The sequence below is a fragment of the Nocardia sp. A7 genome, assembly GCF_046549215.1.
In the GTDB taxonomy this organism is placed as follows: Bacteria; Actinomycetota; Actinomycetes; order Mycobacteriales; family Mycobacteriaceae; genus Nocardia.
The window spans coordinates 322,814-342,179 of record NZ_JAJPWE010000004.1; the positions used below are offsets into that span (position 1 = coordinate 322,814).

Consider the following 19,366-nt stretch of genomic DNA (forward strand, 5'->3'; position numbering starts at 1 on the left):
GACGATGTCATGCCGTCACCGGATCAACAGCAGGCGCGGGCGGTCGGAGCGCGAAGATCAGTCCGACCAGGGCGATCAGTACCGGCAGGCCCGCCGGAACGAACGGCGCGACGACCACGGCCGACCCCGCACCGACCAGTACCGGTCGCAACGTCGACCGATCGCGCAGTGCGGGCAGGATCAGCGCCAGCAGGATCACCGGGAACACCGCGTCCAACCCGAGCGCCGACGTGTCGGGAACGAGTGAACCCAGCGCCGCGCCGAGGGTAGCCCCCAGTGGCCAGCACAGCGCGACCCCGATCCCGCAGGCCCAGTACGCCGCGCGTTTGCGTTCGTGGTCGCCGGGCGCCGCGGCGAAAGCGACCGACTCGTCGTTGAGGACGTGGATGCCGAGCACTCGTTTCCAGCCGTGCCCGAACACCTCGGGCGCCGACAGCCCGTACGGCAGGTGTCGCGCGTTGAGCAGCAGCCCGGCCACCACCGCAGCCAGCGGACTACCGCCGGCCGCGACGATCCCGAAGAACAGCAACTCCGACCCGCCTGCCAGCACGGTCACCGCCATCACGATCGGCATCCACATCGGGAACCCGGCCGCGATCGTCGACGCGCCGTAGGACACCCCGAACAAGCCGACGGCACAGCACGCCGCGGCTACGGCAGCCACGGTTCTCCGGTCGAGTGTTCGCCAAATCGAACGCATGTTGTTTATATTGAACGCTGAGGGTGGGTAAAGTCAACGCGGTATCGCCAGCCCTCAGGAGGCGTAGATGGACCGGCAGGACCCCGTCGTCGGACCGCCCCAGGCGGTGATCGCGGCGGCGCTTCGACGTGAACGCGCCCGCGCCGGCCTGTCGCTGACCGAGGTCGCCAGCCGGGCGGGGGTCGCGAAATCCACCCTGTCGCAACTGGAATCGGGCACGGGCAATCCCAGTCTGGAAACCCTGTGGGCACTGTGTGTAGCCCTCGAGATGCCGTTCTCCCGGCTGCTCGATCCGCCGCGTGCCAACGTTCAGGTCATCCGCGCCGACGAGGGCGCGCCCGTCCCATCGGCCGATGCCGACTATCGGGTGACATTGCTCGCAGCGGGCCAGTCGCACACCCGCTGTGATGTGTACCGCATCGCGGCCGAACCCGGGCACACCCGTCGTTCGGATCCGCACAGCCCCGGCGTCGTCGAACATGTCGTCCTGGCGGCGGGCCGTGCCATGGCGGGTCCGGCCGACGACCCCGTGGAGATGCGCCCCGGCGACTACATCCGCTACCTGGGCGATCTCCCGCACATCTTCGAAGCCCTCGAACCGGGAACCTGGGCGACGATGGTCATCGAGAGCGCCTGAATCGATCGCGCGGTATCAGGCAGCTCCTTCGCCGAGGTACTGCAACCAGATCGGATCCAGATCGGCGGTGGTCGACAGCAGCCGCCAGTGCGGGCCCTTGGGGGAGACCAGTGGGTGGCGCAGGTGCCAGCCCAGGTCTGCCAGCATTTTGTCGGCCTTGCGGTGATTGCAGGGGGCGCAGCTGGCGACGCAGTTCTCCCACGAGTGCTCGCCGCCGCGACTGCGGGGGATCACGTGGTCGATGGTCTCGGCCTTGCCGCCGCAGTACCCGCAGCGGTAGTGGTCGCGATGCATGAGCGCGGCGCGGGTCATCGGCACGCGGGCGCGGTAGGGCACCCGCACATAGGTGCGCAGGCGGATGACGGAAGGAATCGCCACTTGCGAGCCCGCGGAGTGCAGGACCGGGCCTTCGGGATCGTCGTGGACGGCGTCTGCTTTGGCGCAGATCAGCAGCACGACGGCGCGACGCGCGGACAGCGCGGTGAGCGGCTCGTAGGTGGCGTTGAGCAGCAGGACCCGGCGTTTGCGCCATGCGGCGGCGTCGTGGTCCCCAGCGAGATGCAGCGGGGCGGGGATATGCGTGTGATCGGACACGATGTGCAGCGGAACAGCCCCCGAGCCACGATTGTGGACGTCGGCGGGCTGGAGTTGTCGATGCGTGCGCGCCTCGTGTGAACGGGCGCTCGGTCGCTGCTTCATCTTCTTGACCTCAATTTCATGATTGGCAGGATCATGTGGTATCTGGGGCCGATACTGCCCTCAGTTGACCATGGTTCTGCCGGTATTGCACGGCAATTTTTCAAACTTCCGGATGAACTGTGGTTGAAGGGCAGCGCGTTCGTGACCGTGGTGATCGGGGCACAATGGAGCCCGTGAGTACCGGTGAGCAGACAACGACCTCCTTCTACGAAGCCGTGGGCGGCGCCGAGACGTTCCGCCGCCTGGTGTCGGTGTTCTATCGCGAGGTCGCGGCCGATGAGATCCTGCGTCCGCTGTACCCGGAGGAGGACCTCGGTCCGGCCGAGCGCCGGTTGCGGATGTTCCTCGAACAGTACTGGGGCGGTCCGCGCACCTACTCCGACGAGCGCGGGCACCCGCGCCTGCGCATGCGCCACAACCCGTTCGTCGTCGGGCCGCTCGAACGCGACGCCTGGATGCGGTGCATGACCATCGCGGTCGGTGAGATCGAACCCTCGATCCTGGACGACGAACACCGCAAGGCCCTGCTGGACTATTTCCAAATGGCTGCTGCCTCCCTACAGAATTCCCCAACCTGACCCAGGCGTACACCGCATTCCCGCAGCCTCCCTACAGAACTCCCCATAATCGCTCGTACCCAGCGTACGGGTGCTTGGTGTTCGCTGATGACCAGCAGATAGCGCCCCGGTTTCGCGCTGGTGCGGTCTTTTACCACGATGTTTCGCAACGGCGTGGCGAACGCTGGTTATTTGCCGGATTCGCAAAAAGTCTCGCCCCACCTGATTATCGCGGCCGAACTTTGGCAATATTGCACGTGTGACACAGACACCTGCCTCGCCGGTGCCGGGGGAAGCAAGCACCGATCCGTGGTGGAAAACCGCCGTGTTCTATCAGGTCTATCCGCGTTCGTTCGCTGACTCCGATGGTGACGGTGTCGGCGATCTGGGCGGTGTGCGCGAGAAGATGGGGTACCTGGAGCTATTGGGCGTAGACGCGCTGTGGATCTGTCCGGTGATGCGTTCACCGCAGGCCGACGGTGGCTACGACGTGTCCGATCCGCGCGATATCGACCCGCTGTTCGGCGGGTTGGGGGCGCTGGACGAGTTGATCGCCGAGGCGCACGACCGCGAGATCAAGGTGACGATGGATCTGGTGCCCAACCACACCAGCATCGAACACGCGTGGTTCGCCGAGGCACTGGAGGCTGCGCCGGGTAGTCCCGAACGCGCCCGCTACATCTTCCGCGACGGTCGCGGCGAGAACGGTGACGAGCCGCCCAACAACTGGCCGAGCATCTTCGGTGGTCCCGCCTGGACCAGGATCACCGAGCCCGATGGCGTGCCGGGGCAGTGGTACCTGCACATCTTCGCGCCCGAACAACCCGACCTGAACTGGGACAACCCCGAGGTCGCCGACGATTTCGAGAAGACCCTGCGCTTCTGGCTCGACCGCGGTGTCGACGGTTTCCGCCTCGATGTCGCACACGGGATGGCCAAGCCCGAAGGCCTGCCCGACATGGCGAAGGTCGAGACCAAGATGCTCGTCCATGACGACGACGACCCCCGCTTCAACAACCCCGGTGTGCACGCCATCCACCGCCGCATCCGCACCGTGCTCAACGACTATCCGGACGCGGTGTCGATCGGCGAGGTATGGGTCGACGACAACGTCCGCTTCGGCGAATACGTCCGCCCCGACGAGCTGCACCTGGCGTTCAACTTCCGCCTCGCCGAGACCCCCTTCACCGCGCAGGGTGTGCACGATGCGATCGAGCACTCGCTCGCGGCGATCGCCGACGCGGGCGCGCCACCCACGTGGACGCTGTCCAATCACGACATCGAACGTGAGGTGACCCGCTACGGCGGTGGCAAGACCGGCGTCGCGCGGGCACGGGCGATGATGATGGTCGAACTGGCCCTGCCCGGTGCGGTGTTCATCTACAACGGCGCCGAACTCGGCCTCCCCAATGTCGATGACCTGCCCGACGAGGTCCTGCAGGACCCGGTGTGGGAGCGCACGGGCCATACCGAACGCGGTCGCGACGGTTGCCGCGTCCCGATGCCGTGGGAGGGCGCGAACACCCCGTTCGGTTTCACCGAGGGCAAGCCGTGGCTGCCGATCCCGGTGGACTGGACCGACCGCACCGTCGAAGCGCAGCTGGAAACCCTGCACTCGACCCTGTCGCTGTACCGATTGGCGATCGACCTGCGCGCCACCCGGCCGGAGTTCGCGGGACAGCGGATCGAGTGGTACGGCAGCCCCGACGGTTGCCTCGCCTTCCGTCGTCCGGGCGGGCTGATCTGCGTGCTCAATGCTTCCGACGGCGCGATCCAGCTGCCGCCGGGCGAGGTGCTGCTGTCCAGTGCGCCCGTCGCCGACGACCGGTTGGCGCCGAATGCGGCGGCCTGGTTGGTCTGACACGCGGGTTAGGGACAGCCGGAGGATGAACTACTACACAGCATCGTCTACCGTTGGTGCGTGAGCATTCTCGAGACAGTGCTGATCTTCGTCGGCATCCCGGCCGCGATCTACTTCGCGATCGCGGGCTTGTCCTATCTCGGTAAGCCATTCCCCGGTGAGAAGCCGGCCCACTTCGCACTCGGGCAGAAGTGGACCCACCGGCCGGTGCTGTGGAGTGCTACCGATGAGGTGACCGCTGCGGCGGGTCACCACACCGCCGAGCCGCATGGCAGTCATGCGGCTCTCGAAACCGCGCACGCGGAGCTGATCGGAGGCCGGGCAAGTGGCAAGTTCTAATTGGCCCGCGGTGGTCGAGGCCGACCTGCCGCACGGGTTCGCCCTGACCAGCAGCGGTCGCGTGTCCGGCGTGCACGAGCCGGGCACCGTGTTCGACGAGGTGCCGTTCACCGATCGTGAGCGCATCTCGCTCGACAACGCGCTCACCGAGGCGACCCGCGCCACCAAGGTCCGCTTCAACATCTACCTCGGCGACCTCGGTGCCGATCCGGCGGCCGGTGCCGACGCGATCCTGCCGAACACCCCGGAGTCGGCCGATTCGGTGCTCATCGCCGTGTCCCCGAACCAGGGCGCGATCGAGGTCCGTTCCGGTGCGAACGTGGCCGAGCGCGCCAACGACCGCATCTGCCAGCTCGGCGTCACCGCCGCCCTGGCCTCGTTCCGTCAGGGCAACCTGATCGACGGCCTGATCTCGGCCACCCGCGTGATGTCCGCCGCGATCGGCCGCTAGTCCGTTCTCCACCGTCCGGCGCGTTCACCTCGTGGTGAACGCGCCGGACGTGTTTCGGCGCAGGCCGTTTCGCCTCGCCGCGATGATCAGCGTCTTGCTCGGTGCACGGCTGGGCATCGTCGCGATGATCAGCGGTCGCGGTGGCATCGAGTAACCTGATCGGCGGTCTATCGGCCACATCATCGGCCGGCGTATCGGGGGGAAACTTGCACACACGTATTGTTCGCGTGATCGCGGCGGCCTGTCTCGCGCTGACCGCGTCGGCTTGCGCGCAGGACAGCGATCCCGTCGAATTCGCCGCGGCCGCACCGCTTTCGGAGTTCTACAGCCCCCGTGCGGAAAAGATTCCGGGACCGCGCGGTTCGGTGATCCACACGAAAAGGCTCACCGGCGCGCAGGTCGTGCCCGGTGCGCGCACCTATCTGACGCTGTACCGCTCGGTCGACCTGCTCGGCAAGCCCGTCGCTGTGTCGGGGACCCTGTCCGTGCCGGAAGGCACTGAACCCGAAGGTGGTTGGCCGCTGATCTCCTGGGCACCGGGCAGTACCGGGGTCGCCGATGTGTGCGCGGCCTCGCGCTCGGAAGGCTCCACGCCGAGCAACGATGAGCAGGCGCGGTGGGTGGCCAAGGGTTACGCGGTCGCCAGGACCGACTACCTCGGCCTCGGCACGCCCGGCGAGCACGGCTACATGATCGGCGCGACCGAACAGCGCGCGATGGCCGACATCGCCACGGCGGCAAGGACGATCGACAAGTCCGTCGGTGCGCGCTGGGTGGCGCTCGGTCATTCGCAAGGCGGGCATGCGGCGCTGTTCGCCGCCGCCGACGCCGCGGGATGGGCGCCGAGTTCGCCCCTGCTCGGCGCGGTCGCGCTGGCCCCCACCTCCCATCTCGGCGAGCAGGTGCGGTTGGCGAAGTGGGCCGCGTCGAACCCGCTGGGCAAGATCGGCACGGGCGACCTGTCGGTCTACCTGCCGCTGCTGGTGCGTGGCGCCCAGACCGTGACCGATGTCGATCCCACGCGGTTCCTCACGACCCGTGCCACCTCCCTGCTCCCCGTCGCCGACTCCGACTGCACCGGTGGGCTGCGGGACAAGAACAAATGGGGCGGCCTGTCGCCGAAGGACGTGTTCACCGCCGACGGCGATCTGTCGGCGCTGCTGCGCGTGCTCGACGACAACGACCCTGGCGGCCTCCGCTTCACCACCCCGGTCCTCGTTCTGCAGGGCCGCTCCGATCTCACCGTCCCGCTGAGGTCGACCGATGCGCTGGTGGCCGAACTGCAGGCGGGCGGCCAGTCGGTCGACTACCGCAAGTACGACGACACCGACCACAGCGAAATCGTCGCCGCGTCTTTCGCCGACGCGCTGGCCTGGGCCGATACCCGCTTCGGAATGACCCGCTGAGTCGCGGCGGTTACGCCCAGAGCAGAAGAGCCGGGTGTTTCACGCTCGGTGTCCCTAGTCTCGGAGTATGGGCGAGCACAACGGGTTGCGGGTGATTCCGGGTGGACGCGGCGAACAGCGGTCGCGGCCGGAACCACTCTGGCGTGAAGCGTTGGGCGAACGCCTGCGGGCCCTGCGCCTGGAACAGCGCTCCACCCTCGTCGATACCGCGGGGCGCGCGGGTATCTCGCCGCAGTACCTGTCCGAAGTCGAGCGCGGACGCAAAGAGCCGTCGAGCGAGATGATCGCAGCGCTGGCCGGCGCCCTCGGTACATCGCTGGGCGAACTCGTCGCCCAGGTGGCTGAATCGATGCGCAGGTACGCTCTCGTTCCGACTCGTGCGGTGGTGCTGGGCGGGCGACGCCAGATCGCGCCCTCCCATGCGGGCCCGATGTCACCGGCCCCGGACGCCGTCCTGCTCGCCGCCTGATTCGGCGGCCGATCAGCCCTCCGGTGTCGCGCTTGTTTGCGCGGCGGCGATCTGGCTGCGGAGCAGGTCGACGATCGCGCTGATCGGCAGTGCGGGGTCGATCGCGCGCTGCACGCCGAGGCCGATACCGAGCGAGAGTAGTTGCAGCGCGGCATCTTCCGCGGGAATCGGCAGCTCGAGGCCGAGCTGATCGGACTGAGTCTGGATCACCGTGGCCAGCATCGTGGTGAGGGTGGTTCTGCGCTCGGCGAGTTCGGCGCGGACCTCGGGCAGGTGCCGGGTGCTGGTCGCGAACTCGACCTCCAGCGCGGTCCAGCCGACATCGCCGATGTTCTCGTCGGCCCATCGGGCGAATCCTTCGATGCGCTCCGCGATGGTGTCGTGCGGCATCACCGCGTCCACGAGGGACTGGGCGCGCTCCACGTGGACGACGTCGAGCACGGCCAGGCCCAATTCGTGCTTCGTCGCGAAATTGGAGTACACCGCGCCCTTGGAGTACCCGGCCTCGGTGGCCACCTTCTCGAGTGGGGTCACGTTGTAGCCATCGGCCAGGAACAACCGCTTGGCGGTCTCGACCAGTCGCTCGCGAGTGAGTGCGTGCGACTCCTTGCGGGTCATCCTGGCCATGTGCGGGAGTTTAGCAAGACGGGCTACCGCTGGAATTCAAATACCGTTAGTATTCGAAATATGACAACACGACGTGGCGTAGCGATCGGCTGCGGTGGCCTGCTCGGCTTCGCCTGGACCGCCGTAGCCCTCGACGCCGTCGAACGCGCCTTGAACTGGGACATCCGCACCGCCGACGTTCTGGTCGGCACCTCCGCGGGCGCGGAACTCGTGGCGGCCCTCGGCTCCGGCCGCACCCCCACCGACCTGCTCGCCGCCCTCGACCGGGCCCCCGACGCCGACCCGATCCTGGCCGCCCACGTTGCCGTCGACCCCGGCAAGTTCCCCCCGCTGCCGCACCTCGGATTCCCCGGCTTCGGCCTGGTCGGCGCCGGTCTGCGCGCTCGTTCGCCCTACACCGCGCTGGCCGGGCTCCTGCCGCGGGGCCGCAGTGACGCCGACTGGTTGCGTTCCTTCGGTCAGGCGCTGGCCGCCCCGAGCGGCTGGGTGAGCCATCCCGCGACCTGGGTGGTCGGCGCCGACGCGGCAACGGGTGCGCGAGTCGCCTTCGGAGCGAACGGATCGGGAACTGCTCTCGCGACGGCCGGAAGATCGGCTGGTACGGCGCCGGTCGATCTGGGTGCCGCGATCGCCGCTTCCTGGGCTATCCCCGGTTGGTTCCCGCCCGTGCGGATCGGCGAAAACGACTACGTCGACGGTGGTTCGGTGTCCTCGGTATCGGCCGATCTGCTGGTCCCACTCGAACTCGACGAAGTGGTGGTTGTCGCCCCGATGACCTCCGAAGGCGGCGCACCGGCCACTGGCCTGAACCGGCTCGAACGTCTGCTCCGTGCGCAGATGACCCGCGGCCTCGACCGCGAAGTGGCCCTGCTGCGCGCCGCGGGCACCCGCGTGATCCGCGTCGAACCGGGCCCCGAAGAACTCGCCGCCATGGGCGCGAACTTCATGGATTCGGCCCGTCGCCCAGCCACTCTCGCCGCCGCTCGCCGCCACGTCCCGGCCCGGGTCGCCGACGCGATGCGCGCCTCGCGACTCGCGGGCCGACTCGCATGATCCGCTGCGCCGATCGGTATCGGCGCTGCGCGCACCACTCGTTGTCGTTCGAAGGAGAAGTTGTATGAGCCGCCATCATGAGGTCGTGGTGATCGGAGCGGGAGTTTCCGGCATCTGCGCCGCGATCAAGTTGATCGAAGCGGGCGTCGAGGATGTGGTGATCGTCGAGAAAGCCGAAACCTTCGGCGGCACTTGGCGAGCCAACACCTATCCCGGTTGTGCCTGCGACGTACCGTCGGGCCTGTACTCGTTCTCCTTCGCGCCGAACAGCGAGTGGTCGCGGCTGTTCGCGCCCCAACCCGAGATCCTCGACTACGTCGACCGGGTGGCGCGTGCGCACGGGTTGGCCGAGCGCACCCGGTTCGGGGTGGAGGTGGTCGGTTCGCAGTTCGACGATGCCGCGCGGCTGTGGCGGCTCGACACCAGCGAGGGCCCGCTGAGTGCGCGCTTCGTCGTGTCGGCCGCGGGACCGTGGAACGAACCGCGCCTGCCCGAGATCCCGGGTCTGGCCGAATTCCCCGGCGAGGTGTTCCATTCCGCGCGCTGGAACCATGATTACGACCTGCGCGGCAAGCGGGTCGCGGTGGTCGGCTCCGGGGCGTCCGCGGTGCAGTTCGTGCCCGCCATCGCGCCCGACGTCGCCGAACTGCACCTGTTCCAGCGCACCGCGCAGTGGGTGCTGCCGAAACTCGATCATCGCGTGCCCGTCGTCGAGAAGCGGGTGATGCGCCGGTTCCCGTTCGCGCACAAGGCATTACGGTCGGTCGAGTACGCGATGATGGAAGCGCTCGGGGTGGCCTTCCGACACCCGCGACCGCTGATGCAGACGGTGCAAGCCGTCGGTTCGGCGTATCTGCGTGCGGTGGTGCGTGATCCGGCACTGCGGGCGAAGCTGACCCCGGACTATCTGCTCGGCTGCAAGCGAATCCTGTTCTCCAACAGCTATCTTCAATCGTTGACCCGCGACAACGTCGACGTGCACGCCACCGGGGTCACCGAATTCCGTGGCAACACCGTGGTCGGCGCCGACGGCACCACCGCCGAGGTCGACGCCGTCATCCTCGGCACCGGCTTCCACATCCTCGACACCCCGCTGGCCGACATCGTCCGCGGCGCCGACGGCCGCACCTTGGCCGAGCACTGGAAGGGCTCGCCCGAGGCCTATCTCGGCACCATCACCACCGGTTTCCCCAACGCGTTCACCGTGCTCGGCCCCAGCCTCGGCACCGGCCACTCCTCGGCGTTCGCCATTCTCGAAGCCCAGGTCGCCTTCCTCGTCTCGGCGATCGTGAGCGCCCGCCGCGAAGGCTGGGCGGCGCTGGACGTGCGTCCCGAGGTGCAGGCGCGCTACGTCGACCAGGTGCAAGCCGCGCTGGCCGGCACGGTCTACAACGCGGGCGGTTGCCAGAGCTACTACATGGATGCCAACGGCCGCAACAGTTTCAGCTGGCCGTGGTCCACCGGCGAACTCACCACCCGCGTCAGCGCCTTCGACCCGTCCGACTTCACCATCACCCACGACCATCGAGAGGCCACGGTATGAGCTACCCACGGATCGACCTGGCAGGCGCCACCATCGCGATCACCGGCGCCGCCCGCGGCATCGGACTCGCCACGGCCGCGGCGTTCATCGAAGCCGGTGCGTACGTCGCGCTCGGTGACCTCGACGAGGCGCTGGCCGTGCAGGCGGCGGCAGACCTCGGCGATCATGCGATGGGCCATGCCCTCGACGTCACCGACAAGGACTCCTACGCGGCGTTTCTCGATGCTACCAACCAGTGGCACGGCCCGCTGGACGTGCTGGTGAACAACGCGGGTGTGATGCCGAACGGCCCGTTCCTCGACCAGTCCGACCGCATCGACCAGCTCACCATGGACGTCAATGTCTACGGCGTCATCCATGGCATGCGGCTGGCCCTGCCCGGAATGGTCGAGCGCGGCTACGGCCACGTCGTGAATGTGGCCTCGCTGGCGGGCAAGTTCCCGCTCAAGGGCTTGGCCGTGTACAACGCCAGCAAGTACGCGGTGGTCGGCCTGACCGCCGCCACCAGGCTGGAAATGGACGCCACCGGGGTCAGCGTGAGCGCGGTGCTCCCGTCGGCCGTGCGCACCGAACTCAGCTCCGGCATCGACTACGGGATCCTGCCCGCCGTCGACCCCGAGGACATCGCCGCCGCGGTGGTCCGCACGGTCAAGACCCGGGCGGCCGAGACCGCGGTGCCCGGCTATGTCGGCCTGTTGGCGAACGCGTCCGGTCTCGTGCCGGAGCCGGTGATGCGAGCCTTCCGCAAGGCTGCCCACGACGACGCCGCCATCACCCGCGTCGACGACGACGTCCGTCGCGCCTACCTCAATCGCATCGAAAAGCAGTGAGCGCCACACGATCGGCTGGTCACTCCCGTTCGTGCAGGACGTGGTCGACCAGCCCGTAGTCGAGTGCGGTGTCGGCCGTGAACACCCGGTCGCGGTCGGTGTCGCGGCGCAGGGTCTCCGGGGTCTGGCCGGTGTGTTTGGCCAAAATCGCCTCGATCGCCGCGCGCATGCGGATGATCTCGTCGGCCTGCAGGATCAGGTCGGGAATCGTGCCCTGACCGCGAGTCGCGGGCTGGTGCAACACGATGCGCGTGTGCGGCAGCATCGCCCGATGACCGGCCGCACCGCCTGCGAGCAGGACGGCGCCGACCGCGATCGCCTGGCCGACGCAGGTGGTGTGCACCGGTGCCTTGATGAAGCGCATGGTGTCGTAGACGGCGAGCATGGCGGACAGGTCGCCGCCTTCGCAATTGATGTAGAGGCTGATCGCCTGGCCGGGGCTGTCGGATTCCAGGTGCAGGAGTTGGGCGATGAGCGCGTTGGCGACGCCGGAGTCGATGGGGGTGCCCAGGTAGACGATGCGTTCGCTGAGCAGGTGCGAATAGATATCGGTGATCCGCTCTCCACCGCCGCGATGCTGGGACACCACATTCGGAATCGGGTAGGTCATGCGGTGATCCCGATGCGATGACGGTTCGGAACGACCTGGTCGAAGGATTCGACGATGTGGTCGATGAACCCGTACTCGAGTGCCTGGGGTGCGGTGAACCAGCGGTCGTGCAGCGAGTCCTCGTAGATGCGGTCGAAAGGTTGCCCGGTGTCCTCGGCGATGAGGCCGAGCACGGTGTCGACGGTGTGGCGCAGATCGTCGGCCTGCACTTCCACTTCCACCGCACTACCGCCGATTCCCGCCGACCCCTGGTGCATGAGGACGCGGGCGTGCGGCAGGGCATACCGTTTGCCCTTCGCTCCGGACGAGAGCAGGAATTGTCCTGCGCTGCACGCCAATCCGAGGGCCAGGGTGGAAATCTCGCACGGAACGAGCCGCATCACGTCGCGGATCGCCAGCATCGACGGCACCGAACCGCCGGGGGAGTGGATCCACAGCGAGATCCCGGCCTCGGGGCTCTGGGCGCCGAGGGTGAGCAGTTGGGTGATGAGCAGGGTGCCGTTGTCGTCGTCGAGGGGGCCGTCGAGTACGAGGATCCGGCGGCCGAACAGTTGTTCGCGGGCCCGCCAGCTGAACATCGGGGTCTTGTCGTCGTGTGCCATGAGTCCACGGTGCCTCGCGCCCACCATGATTCGCCGCCGATGCTGCCGTCAGCAGATCCGCTCACAGCAGCGAGCGGGGCCCGCAGACGCCGAAGGGCCCGGTGCGCTGCGGCACCGGGCCCTCGAATGACCTACTTGGCGTCGAACTCCCTTGCGCGCAAAGAACGTTCGATGCCCGATCGACCCTCTGAGACCAGGCGGTAGAGGGCGGGCGGGTGGTCGCCTGCCAGGAACTCGTCGGCCGCGGCGACTGCTTCCTCGCTGATCGCCCAGTGCGGATACAGGCCGATCACCACGGTCTGGGCCACTTCACTCGAGCGGCGGTCCCAGACGGCGGGGATCTCGGCGAAGTACTTGGCCACATACGGGGCAAGCAACTCGCCCTGACCGGCGGGGGCGAACCCGCCGACGATGGCGCGGGCGGTGATGTTGGGGACCGAGTCGTCGCCCACCACGGTCTTCCAGGCCTGCGCCTTGACCTCGGCGATCGGACGGGCGGTGGCCGCCATGGCCGCCTGACGCTTGCCCGCCGCGGTCGGGTCGCCCCGCAGTTCGGCATCGATGGTCGGGGTGTCGACACCGTCGCCGTCGATCCGGCCCGCCCCCGCGAGTGCGGTGACCACGCGCCAGCGCAGATCGGTGTCGACCGTCAGTCCGGCCAGGCCGGCCGCGGCGGGTTCACCGTCGAGCAGTTGGGCCAGCGCGTCGAGGTGGCGCGATTCCAGCTTCGCCCCGGTCAGCGCGTTGACGAAGGCCAACTGGTGATCCGATCCGGCCTCGGCGCCACGAGCCAGTTCCAGCAGCCGGTCGGCGAATTCCGGCCAGCCGACCTGGTCGGCCCACTCGGGATCGGCGTAACTGCCGATGGCGGTGTTGGCCTGCATGAGCAGTCGCTGCACCACCCCGATCTCGGATTCGGAGCCGATTCCGCGTTGCACGAGTGCCACGAAATCGCGGGCCTTCATCTCGGCCTGGCGGGTCATCTCCCAGGCCGCCGACCAGGCCAGCGTGCGTGGCAACGAGTCGGCGATGTCACCGACACGCTGCACGACCACGTCGAGGGAATCGGGGTCGAGGCGCAGCGAGCAGTAGGTGAGGTCGTCATCGTTGACCAGCACCAGCGCACCGCGGGGCACGCCGACCAGCTCGGGCACCTCGGTACGCCCGGCGGCGTCGAGGTCGAGCTCGACTCGCTTGGTGCGCACCAGCTTTCCATCGACATCGTCATAGACGCCTACCGCGATCCGGTGCACCCGGTACTCGCCCGCACCCGGCGCGGCGCCTTCCTGCACGACCGCGAAGCTGGAGAACGTGCCGTCCGGCGCGACGACGAAATCGGGGCGCAGGATATTGAGGCCGGTGGTCTTGAGCCACTGCGCGCCCCAGTCCGACAGGTCACGGCCCGACGCCTTCTCCAGTGCTGCCAGCAGATCGTCGAAAGTGGCGTTGCCGTAGGCATGTTCGGCGAAGTAGTCACGCAGACCGGCCAGGAACGGCTGCAGCCCCACGTAGGCCACCAGCTGCTTGAGCACCGAAGCGCCCTTGGCGTAGGTGATTCCGTCGAAGTTGACCTCCACCGCGTGCAGGTCGGGGATGTCGGCGGCGATCGGGTGGGTCGAGGGCAGCTGGTCCTGGCGGTAGGCCCAGGACTTCTCCACATTCGCGAAAGTGGTCCAGGCACTGGTGTATTCGGTGGCCTCGGCCTGGCACAGCACCGAGGCGAAGGTCGCGAAGGACTCGTTCAACCACAGGTCGTCCCACCACTTCATGGTCACCAGGTCGCCGAACCACATGTGCGCCATCTCGTGCAGCACGGTCTCGGCGCGACGCTCATAGGACGCCCGGGTCACCTTGGACCGGAACACGTAGTCCTCGAGGTAGGTCACTGCGCCCGCGTTCTCCATCGCGCCCGCGTTGAACTCCGGCACGAACAACTGGTCGTACTTGCCGAACGGGTACGGCACGCCGAAGTTGTTGTGGTAGAACTCGAAACCCTGCTTGGTCTCGGTGAACAGCCGCTCGGCATCCATGTACTCGGCCAGCGAGGCGCGGCAGAACAGGCCGAGCGGGATCTCACCGGTCGCGTCGGTGAATGTGTCGGTCCACGTCGCGTAGGGGCCCGCGACCAGGGCCACCAGGTAGGTGCTCAGCCGCGGGGTGGTGGCGAAGGTGTGGCGCACGACCGCGCCGATCGGGTGCTGTTCGATATCGGCGCCGTTGGACACGACCACCCAGTCGCTGGGCGCGGTGGCCACGACGTCGAAGGTGGCCTTGAGATCGGGCTGATCGAAGCAGGCGAACATCCGCTTGGCATCGGCGGTCTCGAACTGCGAGTACAGGTAGACATTGTCGTCGGTCGGGTCGACGAACCGGTGCAGACCCTCACCGGTGTGCGAGTACTCGCAGTCGGCCTCGACGACCAGCTCGTTGTTCTCGGCCAGCCCCGGCAGCGCGATTCCGGTCGACTCGTCGTAGGCGCTCACATCCAGCGCGACGCCGTTGAGCACCGCCGAGCGCACCCGCGCCGCCACCAGATCGATGAACGTGCTGGCGCCCGCGGTGGCGGTGAAGGTGACGGTGGTCGTCGACCCGAACGTGTCCGACACCTCGGACCCGGCACCACGCGGCTTATCGGTGAGGTCGAGTTCGATCCGATAGTTCTGCACGGCCACCACGGCCGCGCGTTCGACCGCCTGGTCGCGGGTGAGATTCGGGGCGGACATAGATCTCCTTCGTTCTCGACGAACACGGCACGGTGGTTCGGCGTCCACAATGCCACCTGCCGTCGGCGCCCGCTCACGAGTTTCCGGCGACGGGTGGACCGGGGAGGCCTGATCGCGGCTCCGGGTGGGGCGGTAGAGTTCGGGCAAACCCGCAGGTACCGCACCGAAGATTCGGAGGCTCGACGTTGAAGCATGTGCACGCCGGGAAAGTTCGCGACCTCTACTCCGACGGCGACACCCTGCTGCTCGTCGCGTCGGACCGGGTCTCGGTCTACGACGTGGTGCTGCCGACGCCGATTCCGGACAAGGGCGCTCTGCTGACGCAGTTGTCGAACTGGTGGTTCGAGTACTTCACCGGGATTCCGAATCACGTGGTCTCGGCGACCGACGTGCCCGCTGAGTTCGCCGGGCGTGGGATTCGGGTGAAGCCGTTGAAGATGCTGTCTGTCGAGTGCATCGCGCGGGGGTATCTGACCGGCTCCGGACTCAAGGAGTACGAGCGGTCGGGGACGGTGTCGGGGATCGCGCTGCCCGCGGGGTTGCGCGACGGCGACAAGCTGCCCGAGCCGATCTTCACGCCGTCGACGAAGGCTTCCGAGGGGCACGACGAGGCGATCAGCTTCGCCGATGTGGTGAATCAAGAGGGTCGCGAGGTGGCCGAGAAGCTGCGCGACCTCACGCTCGAGATCTACTCTCGTGGGGCCGAGCACGCGGCGAAGGCGGGCGTGATCGTGGCCGATACCAAGGTCGAATTCGGTTGGGACGGAGACGTCCTCACCTTGGGCGACGAAGTACTGACCTCGGACTCCTCGCGCTTCTGGCCCGCCGACGAGTGGGAGCCGGGCCGCGCCCAGCGCTCCTTCGACAAGCAGTTCGTGCGCGACTGGTCGACCTCGACCGGCTGGAACAAGGAATACCCCGGCCCCGAGATCCCCGCCGATGTGGTCGAAGGTACCCGCCGCAAGTACGAAGAGGCTTACGAGCGGATCACCGGGCAGAAATGGGCTGCAGGCCAGGCTTGATCCAAGGGTCAGTGCACGGGTGCGTCGACGCCTTTGACCGCGCAGATGTGGTTCATGTTCTCCCTGCCCCAGGCGCCGAGTACGGCAAGAGCGGCGTTGAGTGACACCCCACGCTCGGTGAGTGAGTACTCCACCTTCGGGGGAACTTGCGCGTAGACCTCGCGATTGATGATTCCGTCGTGCTCGAGCTCGCGCAGTTGCTGGATCAGCATCTTCTCGGTCACCCCGGGGATCAGGCGTTTCAGGTCACCGAAGCGCTGGGTGCCGGTCGACAGCGCCCACAGGATCAGCGCTTTCCACTTGCCGCCGACGACGTCGAGCGCGGCGTCGAGCTCGCAGGAATACGGACGCACCCGCTGCTTCATGGGCTCCTTACTTACTTTTTGGTGAGTATTGCACCTAATAGTCGGTACTTGTCGATTGTAGCGCTTCGCGCGAGGCTGGAAGTGCGTTGCCGACCGGGCAGCAAACCTCGAAGCAAAGGCAATGATGACGAATTCAACGGCAGCACAGCATGTTTCGGTGATCGGCCTCGGAGCGATGGGCACCGCGCTGGCGAAGGCGCTGCTGGCGGGCGGCCACCAGGTGACGGTGTGGAACCGCACCGCGTCGCGGGCCGAAGCGCTGGGGGCGCAGGGTGCGCGGGTAGCCGCAACCTCGGCCGAGGCGATGGCGGCGGCCGATCTGGTCATCCTGTGTGTCCTCGACGACGCCGCCGTGCGCGAACACATCGAGCCCGCCGCAGCGCTGGTGCGGGGTCGCGTGGTGGTCAACCTGACCACCACTACGCCTGAGCAGGCGCGCTCGCTGGGCGGATGGGCCGCGGCCAACGCGGTCGAGTTGATCGATGGCGGCATCATGGCATCGCCCGAAATGATCGGCGGCCCGGCATCTCTCGTGATCTACAGCGGGGTGAGCGCGGCATTCGACCGCCACCGGTCGGTGCTGGAGCTGTTCGGCCGGGCTGAATTCGTCGGCGAGGATCTCGGTGCCGCTGCCATGTACGACGTGTCGATCCTCGGCGCGATGTACGCCATGTTCGCCGCGTTCCACCAGGGCGCCACGATGGTCCGCACCACCGGCGGTACCGCGGCGCACTTGGCCGCGCTGATGGTCCCGTTCCTGCAAGCGATATCGACATCGCTTACCGAGCAGGCCGTCGGCATCGACACTCCCGCCGACTACGTCCAGGTTCAGAGTGACGAGTTCACCGCCGCCGCCATCGACCTGATCGACAAGTCCGCCGTCGAATCCGGCACCCCCACCGAGCTCTACGCGGTCGTGCGCCGCACCCTCACCGGCCGGTGACCGGGCCGCCGCATAGTCGAGCGCGGCGGTCGGGCCCGATCGCGCAGTGACCGGCGAGGGTCACTGCGCGATCGACGACGGTGTGGAAGCGGGGCCTTGCGGTTCAGACGTTGACCAGTTCGGCGGCGAGCAAGTCGTCGACAAAGGCTTCGGCTTTCGCGTCGAAGGCCGCGTAGTGGGTGGTCCGCGCGTCGCCGCTGATCGCCTCGCCGATCACGAGATTGCCTTCGGCGTCGAGACTCTGGGGCTGCTCCTCGGCATCGGGAAGCAGGCCGACGCGGGAGTCCGCGAAACCACTGTAATAGGCCAGACCCTCGTTGAGCTGGGCTTCCAGCAGTTGCTGCATGCCGGGGATGATCGCGTCATCGGCTGTGGCACCGGCCAATCCGAGCCACAGGATGCGCTTGCCCGCCAGGCGTGGCTTGCTGCGGCCGTAGGCGAAGCCGTAGTTCCAGACAGCGTCGATCCAGCCCTTGAGCAGCGCGGGCACGCTCTGCCAGTAGACCGGGAACACCACGACCATGACGTCGGCGGCCAGCATGCGCCGCATGTGCGCCTCGGCCGTGGGGGAGTAGACCTTGTCGCGATTGCCCCACTCGGGCTGGTCGGCCACGGTCATCCGCGGGTCGAAGTTCTCGGCCTGCAGATCGAGGAAGTCGATGGTGTATCCGGCGGCGGTGAGGCGGTCGACGGCCCGGCCCGCGATGTGGGCTGACAGCGAGTCGGCGCGATGATGTCCGAGAACCACGAGCGCGGTCGGTGCGGAGCGGTCGGCGGTGCTCGATCCGGTGGTGGTCAGTTCGGCGGTGGCAGTCGTGGTGGCGGCGGACTGGGTCACGGTGAGCTCCTGTTCGATCGTGGCGCGGGCTGCTCGGCCCGATGTACTGAGTCAACCGTGAATCGCGTGGACGATCTATGGGTGATCATCTCTGGTCGATAGGAATTCGTCTACGCTGGTCTGGTGGACCCGTTGAGTTCGTTGCTGAGCGGCATTCGTGCCGAAGGATCGGTCGTCGCCCATGCCCTGTTACGCCCACCGTGGACGATTCGCTTCGCCGATCGTGCGCCGCTGATCATGGTGACGGTGCTGCGTGGCGGCGGGACGCTGGTGCTCGATGATGGATCACGCACGAGTCTGATCGCGGGCGACACCGCGCTCGTACAGGCCGGCGAACCGTTCCACCTGGTCGATACCCCCGCCGCGCTCGACCACCCGCACTCGCGCTACGAGCTGTCCTGTTTCGTACCGGAGGGCTTCGGTCCCGCCGACTTCGACTGTGCGGCACCGGAACTGATCGATGCCCCGGCGAAAGAGGGTTCACCGGAAGAGACTTCGCTGCTGGTAGGTGCCTATCGAGCCGCGGGCCGACGACACGAGCGGCTCTTACGGGCCCTGCCGCAGGTGATGGTGGTCCACGAAGACCCTGAAATGTGCTTGTGGCTGGAACAATCCGCCGCCGACGCGGTCCGGTTCAGCGCGGGCTCCCAGGCGCTGATGGACCGTCTGCTGGACTGGGCGCTGGTCTGCACGCTGCGCTCCTGGCTCGCCGAACAGCAGCACTGCGCGCCCGCCTGGTACCGGGGGATGGCCGACCCGATCGTTGGCCCCGCGCTCACCGCCATCCACGACCGGCCGTTCCACCGCTGGACCGTGGCGAGCCTGGCCACCGAGGCGGCGGTCTCGCGCGCCCTGTTCGCCCGGCGCTTCAGTGAGGTGATGGGCGAACCGCCACTGGCCTACCTCACCGAATGGCGAATGGCCGAAGCCGAAGAACTGCTCGCCGACCCCGCCCGCAGCGTCGCCCAGGTGGCGACCACCGTCGGCTACTCCGATGCCTTCGGCTTCAGCGCGGCCTTCAAGCGACTCCGCGGAACGAGTCCCACCGAGTTCCGGGCAGCGCTGGTGTAGAGAGCGCGCTTGTCCGGCGC

At 67.7% G+C, this 19,366-nt stretch carries 22 protein-coding genes; 13 read left to right on the forward strand and 9 right to left on the reverse strand.

The window, feature by feature from the left end; genetic code table 11:
* Positions 1 to 7 precede the first annotated feature (7 nt).
* Entirely contained in the window at positions 8 to 700 is a 693-nt protein-coding gene (locus ACLJPD_RS23445; RefSeq protein WP_410874911.1) for an AzlC family ABC transporter permease, read from the reverse strand.
* A gap of 67 nt (positions 701 to 767) precedes the next feature.
* Between ACLJPD_RS23445 and ACLJPD_RS23450 the strand changes: the two genes are divergently transcribed.
* Positions 768 to 1,337, forward strand: a complete 570-nt coding sequence (locus tag ACLJPD_RS23450; protein WP_410874913.1) for a helix-turn-helix domain-containing protein — start codon at positions 768 to 770, stop codon at positions 1,335 to 1,337.
* 15 nt (positions 1,338 to 1,352) lie between these two features.
* Here the strand turns inward: ACLJPD_RS23450 and ACLJPD_RS23455 are convergent, their stop codons facing one another.
* Positions 1,353 to 2,036 (reverse strand): HNH endonuclease, encoded by a 684-nt coding sequence (locus ACLJPD_RS23455; RefSeq protein WP_410874915.1) that lies wholly within the window; start codon positions 2,034 to 2,036, stop codon positions 1,353 to 1,355.
* A gap of 164 nt (positions 2,037 to 2,200) precedes the next feature.
* On the opposite strand from ACLJPD_RS23455, the gene ACLJPD_RS23460 reads away from it, so the two are divergent.
* The 4 genes from ACLJPD_RS23460 (at position 2,201) to ACLJPD_RS23475 (ending at position 5,244) form a co-directional block, all read left to right on the forward strand.
* Positions 2,201 to 2,614 carry a globin gene (locus ACLJPD_RS23460; protein ID WP_410874917.1) on the forward strand — a complete coding sequence of 138 codons (414 nt, stop codon included), beginning with the start codon at positions 2,201 to 2,203 and terminating at the stop codon, positions 2,612 to 2,614.
* A gap of 238 nt (positions 2,615 to 2,852) precedes the next feature.
* Positions 2,853 to 4,454: an alpha-amylase family glycosyl hydrolase gene (locus tag ACLJPD_RS23465; protein WP_410874918.1), complete on the forward strand. Its 1,602-nt coding sequence runs from the start codon at positions 2,853 to 2,855 to the stop codon at positions 4,452 to 4,454.
* Positions 4,455 to 4,514: 60 nt separating this feature from the next.
* Complete coding sequence (locus ACLJPD_RS23470; RefSeq protein WP_194829561.1) at positions 4,515 to 4,793, forward strand: hypothetical protein; 279 nt, start codon at positions 4,515 to 4,517, stop codon at positions 4,791 to 4,793.
* Positions 4,780 to 5,244 carry a DUF5130 domain-containing protein gene (locus tag ACLJPD_RS23475; protein WP_410874920.1) on the forward strand — a complete coding sequence of 155 codons (465 nt, stop codon included), beginning with the start codon at positions 4,780 to 4,782 and terminating at the stop codon, positions 5,242 to 5,244. Before ACLJPD_RS23470 ends, ACLJPD_RS23475 begins: the two co-directional genes overlap by 14 nt.
* Positions 5,245 to 5,268: 24 nt before the next feature.
* Here ACLJPD_RS23475 and ACLJPD_RS23480 read toward each other — a convergent pair whose 3' ends face one another.
* Positions 5,269 to 5,391, reverse strand: a complete 123-nt coding sequence (locus ACLJPD_RS23480) for a hypothetical protein (RefSeq protein ID WP_410874922.1) — start codon at positions 5,389 to 5,391, stop codon at positions 5,269 to 5,271.
* A gap of 59 nt (positions 5,392 to 5,450) precedes the next feature.
* Here ACLJPD_RS23480 and ACLJPD_RS23485 point away from each other — a divergent pair, with 59 nt between their 5' ends.
* Both ACLJPD_RS23485 and ACLJPD_RS23490 read left to right on the forward strand, forming a co-directional pair.
* Positions 5,451 to 6,650, forward strand: coding sequence for an alpha/beta hydrolase family protein (locus tag ACLJPD_RS23485; protein WP_410874923.1), 1,200 nt, complete (start codon positions 5,451 to 5,453; stop codon positions 6,648 to 6,650).
* A gap of 67 nt (positions 6,651 to 6,717) precedes the next feature.
* A complete protein-coding gene (locus tag ACLJPD_RS23490) occupies positions 6,718 to 7,119 on the forward strand; it encodes a helix-turn-helix domain-containing protein (protein WP_410874925.1) in 402 nt (133 codons plus the stop codon).
* 12 nt (positions 7,120 to 7,131) lie between these two features.
* On the opposite strand, the gene ACLJPD_RS23495 is transcribed toward ACLJPD_RS23490, so the two are convergent.
* A complete protein-coding gene (locus ACLJPD_RS23495) occupies positions 7,132 to 7,746 on the reverse strand; it encodes a TetR/AcrR family transcriptional regulator (protein WP_410874927.1) in 615 nt (204 codons plus the stop codon).
* 60 nt (positions 7,747 to 7,806) lie between these two features.
* Between ACLJPD_RS23495 and ACLJPD_RS23500 the strand changes: the two genes are divergently transcribed.
* From ACLJPD_RS23500 to ACLJPD_RS23510, 3 genes are all read left to right on the forward strand, one after another.
* A complete protein-coding gene (locus ACLJPD_RS23500) occupies positions 7,807 to 8,799 on the forward strand; it encodes a patatin-like phospholipase family protein (protein ID WP_410874928.1) in 993 nt (330 codons plus the stop codon).
* A gap of 64 nt (positions 8,800 to 8,863) precedes the next feature.
* A complete protein-coding gene (locus ACLJPD_RS23505; RefSeq protein ID WP_410874930.1) occupies positions 8,864 to 10,342 on the forward strand; it encodes a flavin-containing monooxygenase in 1,479 nt (492 codons plus the stop codon).
* Complete coding sequence (locus tag ACLJPD_RS23510) at positions 10,339 to 11,172, forward strand: SDR family oxidoreductase (protein ID WP_410874931.1); 834 nt, start codon at positions 10,339 to 10,341, stop codon at positions 11,170 to 11,172. Before ACLJPD_RS23505 ends, ACLJPD_RS23510 begins: the two co-directional genes overlap by 4 nt.
* Positions 11,173 to 11,191: 19 nt before the next feature.
* Here ACLJPD_RS23510 and ACLJPD_RS23515 read toward each other — a convergent pair whose 3' ends face one another.
* The 3 genes from ACLJPD_RS23515 to pepN form a co-directional block, all read right to left on the reverse strand.
* Positions 11,192 to 11,782 (reverse strand): ClpP family protease, encoded by a 591-nt coding sequence (locus tag ACLJPD_RS23515; RefSeq protein ID WP_410874932.1) that lies wholly within the window; start codon positions 11,780 to 11,782, stop codon positions 11,192 to 11,194.
* Entirely contained in the window at positions 11,779 to 12,384 is a 606-nt protein-coding gene (locus ACLJPD_RS23520; RefSeq protein ID WP_410874934.1) for a ClpP family protease, read from the reverse strand. The genes ACLJPD_RS23515 and ACLJPD_RS23520 overlap by 4 nt, the downstream gene beginning before the upstream one ends.
* 131 nt (positions 12,385 to 12,515) lie before the next feature.
* The gene (pepN, locus tag ACLJPD_RS23525) at positions 12,516 to 15,107 is read right to left on the reverse strand and encodes an aminopeptidase N (RefSeq protein WP_410874936.1); all 2,592 of its coding nucleotides are present in this window, start codon (positions 15,105 to 15,107) and stop codon (positions 12,516 to 12,518) included.
* Between the two features lie 185 nt (positions 15,108 to 15,292).
* Here pepN and ACLJPD_RS23530 point away from each other — a divergent pair, with 185 nt between their 5' ends.
* Entirely contained in the window at positions 15,293 to 16,129 is an 837-nt protein-coding gene (locus ACLJPD_RS23530; protein WP_410874938.1) for a phosphoribosylaminoimidazolesuccinocarboxamide synthase, read from the forward strand.
* An 8-nt stretch (positions 16,130 to 16,137) separates the two neighbouring features.
* Here ACLJPD_RS23530 and ACLJPD_RS23535 read toward each other — a convergent pair whose 3' ends face one another.
* The gene (locus ACLJPD_RS23535; RefSeq protein WP_410874939.1) at positions 16,138 to 16,494 is read right to left on the reverse strand and encodes a winged helix-turn-helix transcriptional regulator; all 357 of its coding nucleotides are present in this window, start codon (positions 16,492 to 16,494) and stop codon (positions 16,138 to 16,140) included.
* A 121-nt stretch (positions 16,495 to 16,615) separates the two neighbouring features.
* Between ACLJPD_RS23535 and ACLJPD_RS23540 the strand changes: the two genes are divergently transcribed.
* Positions 16,616 to 17,437 carry an NAD(P)-dependent oxidoreductase gene (locus ACLJPD_RS23540; protein WP_410874940.1) on the forward strand — a complete coding sequence of 274 codons (822 nt, stop codon included), beginning with the start codon at positions 16,616 to 16,618 and terminating at the stop codon, positions 17,435 to 17,437.
* 103 nt (positions 17,438 to 17,540) lie between these two features.
* On the opposite strand, the gene ACLJPD_RS23545 is transcribed toward ACLJPD_RS23540, so the two are convergent.
* Positions 17,541 to 18,275 carry an NAD(P)H oxidoreductase gene (locus ACLJPD_RS23545; protein ID WP_410874942.1) on the reverse strand — a complete coding sequence of 245 codons (735 nt, stop codon included), beginning with the start codon at positions 18,273 to 18,275 and terminating at the stop codon, positions 17,541 to 17,543.
* Between the two features lie 123 nt (positions 18,276 to 18,398).
* Here ACLJPD_RS23545 and ACLJPD_RS23550 point away from each other — a divergent pair, with 123 nt between their 5' ends.
* Positions 18,399 to 19,346, forward strand: a complete 948-nt coding sequence (locus ACLJPD_RS23550) for an AraC family transcriptional regulator (protein ID WP_410874943.1) — start codon at positions 18,399 to 18,401, stop codon at positions 19,344 to 19,346.
* Positions 19,347 to 19,366: the final 20 nt, after the last annotated feature.

Bases quoted from the DNA above. Each gene is read 5' to 3' on its own strand.
- ACLJPD_RS23540 (WP_410874940.1), top strand. From the start codon at position 16,616: ATGATGACGAATTCAACGGCAGCACAGCATGTTTCGGTGATCGGCCTC.
- ACLJPD_RS23520 (WP_410874934.1), bottom strand. From the start codon at position 12,384: ATGGCACACGACGACAAGACCCCGATGTTCAGCTGGCGGGCCCGCGAA.
- ACLJPD_RS23495 (WP_410874927.1), bottom strand. From the start codon at position 7,746: ATGGCCAGGATGACCCGCAAGGAGTCGCACGCACTCACTCGCGAGCGA.
- ACLJPD_RS23505 (WP_410874930.1), top strand. From the start codon at position 8,864: ATGAGCCGCCATCATGAGGTCGTGGTGATCGGAGCGGGAGTTTCCGGC.
- pepN (WP_410874936.1), bottom strand. From the start codon at position 15,107: ATGTCCGCCCCGAATCTCACCCGCGACCAGGCGGTCGAACGCGCGGCC.
- ACLJPD_RS23500 (WP_410874928.1), top strand. From the start codon at position 7,807: ATGACAACACGACGTGGCGTAGCGATCGGCTGCGGTGGCCTGCTCGGC.
- ACLJPD_RS23490 (WP_410874925.1), top strand. From the start codon at position 6,718: ATGGGCGAGCACAACGGGTTGCGGGTGATTCCGGGTGGACGCGGCGAA.
- ACLJPD_RS23515 (WP_410874932.1), bottom strand. From the start codon at position 11,782: ATGACCTACCCGATTCCGAATGTGGTGTCCCAGCATCGCGGCGGTGGA.
- ACLJPD_RS23445 (WP_410874911.1), bottom strand. From the start codon at position 700: ATGCGTTCGATTTGGCGAACACTCGACCGGAGAACCGTGGCTGCCGTA.
- ACLJPD_RS23510 (WP_410874931.1), top strand. From the start codon at position 10,339: ATGAGCTACCCACGGATCGACCTGGCAGGCGCCACCATCGCGATCACC.
- ACLJPD_RS23535 (WP_410874939.1), bottom strand. From the start codon at position 16,494: ATGAAGCAGCGGGTGCGTCCGTATTCCTGCGAGCTCGACGCCGCGCTC.
- ACLJPD_RS23460 (WP_410874917.1), top strand. From the start codon at position 2,201: ATGGAGCCCGTGAGTACCGGTGAGCAGACAACGACCTCCTTCTACGAA.
- ACLJPD_RS23450 (WP_410874913.1), top strand. From the start codon at position 768: ATGGACCGGCAGGACCCCGTCGTCGGACCGCCCCAGGCGGTGATCGCG.
- ACLJPD_RS23455 (WP_410874915.1), bottom strand. From the start codon at position 2,036: ATGAAGCAGCGACCGAGCGCCCGTTCACACGAGGCGCGCACGCATCGA.
- ACLJPD_RS23480 (WP_410874922.1), bottom strand. From the start codon at position 5,391: ATGCCACCGCGACCGCTGATCATCGCGACGATGCCCAGCCGTGCACCG.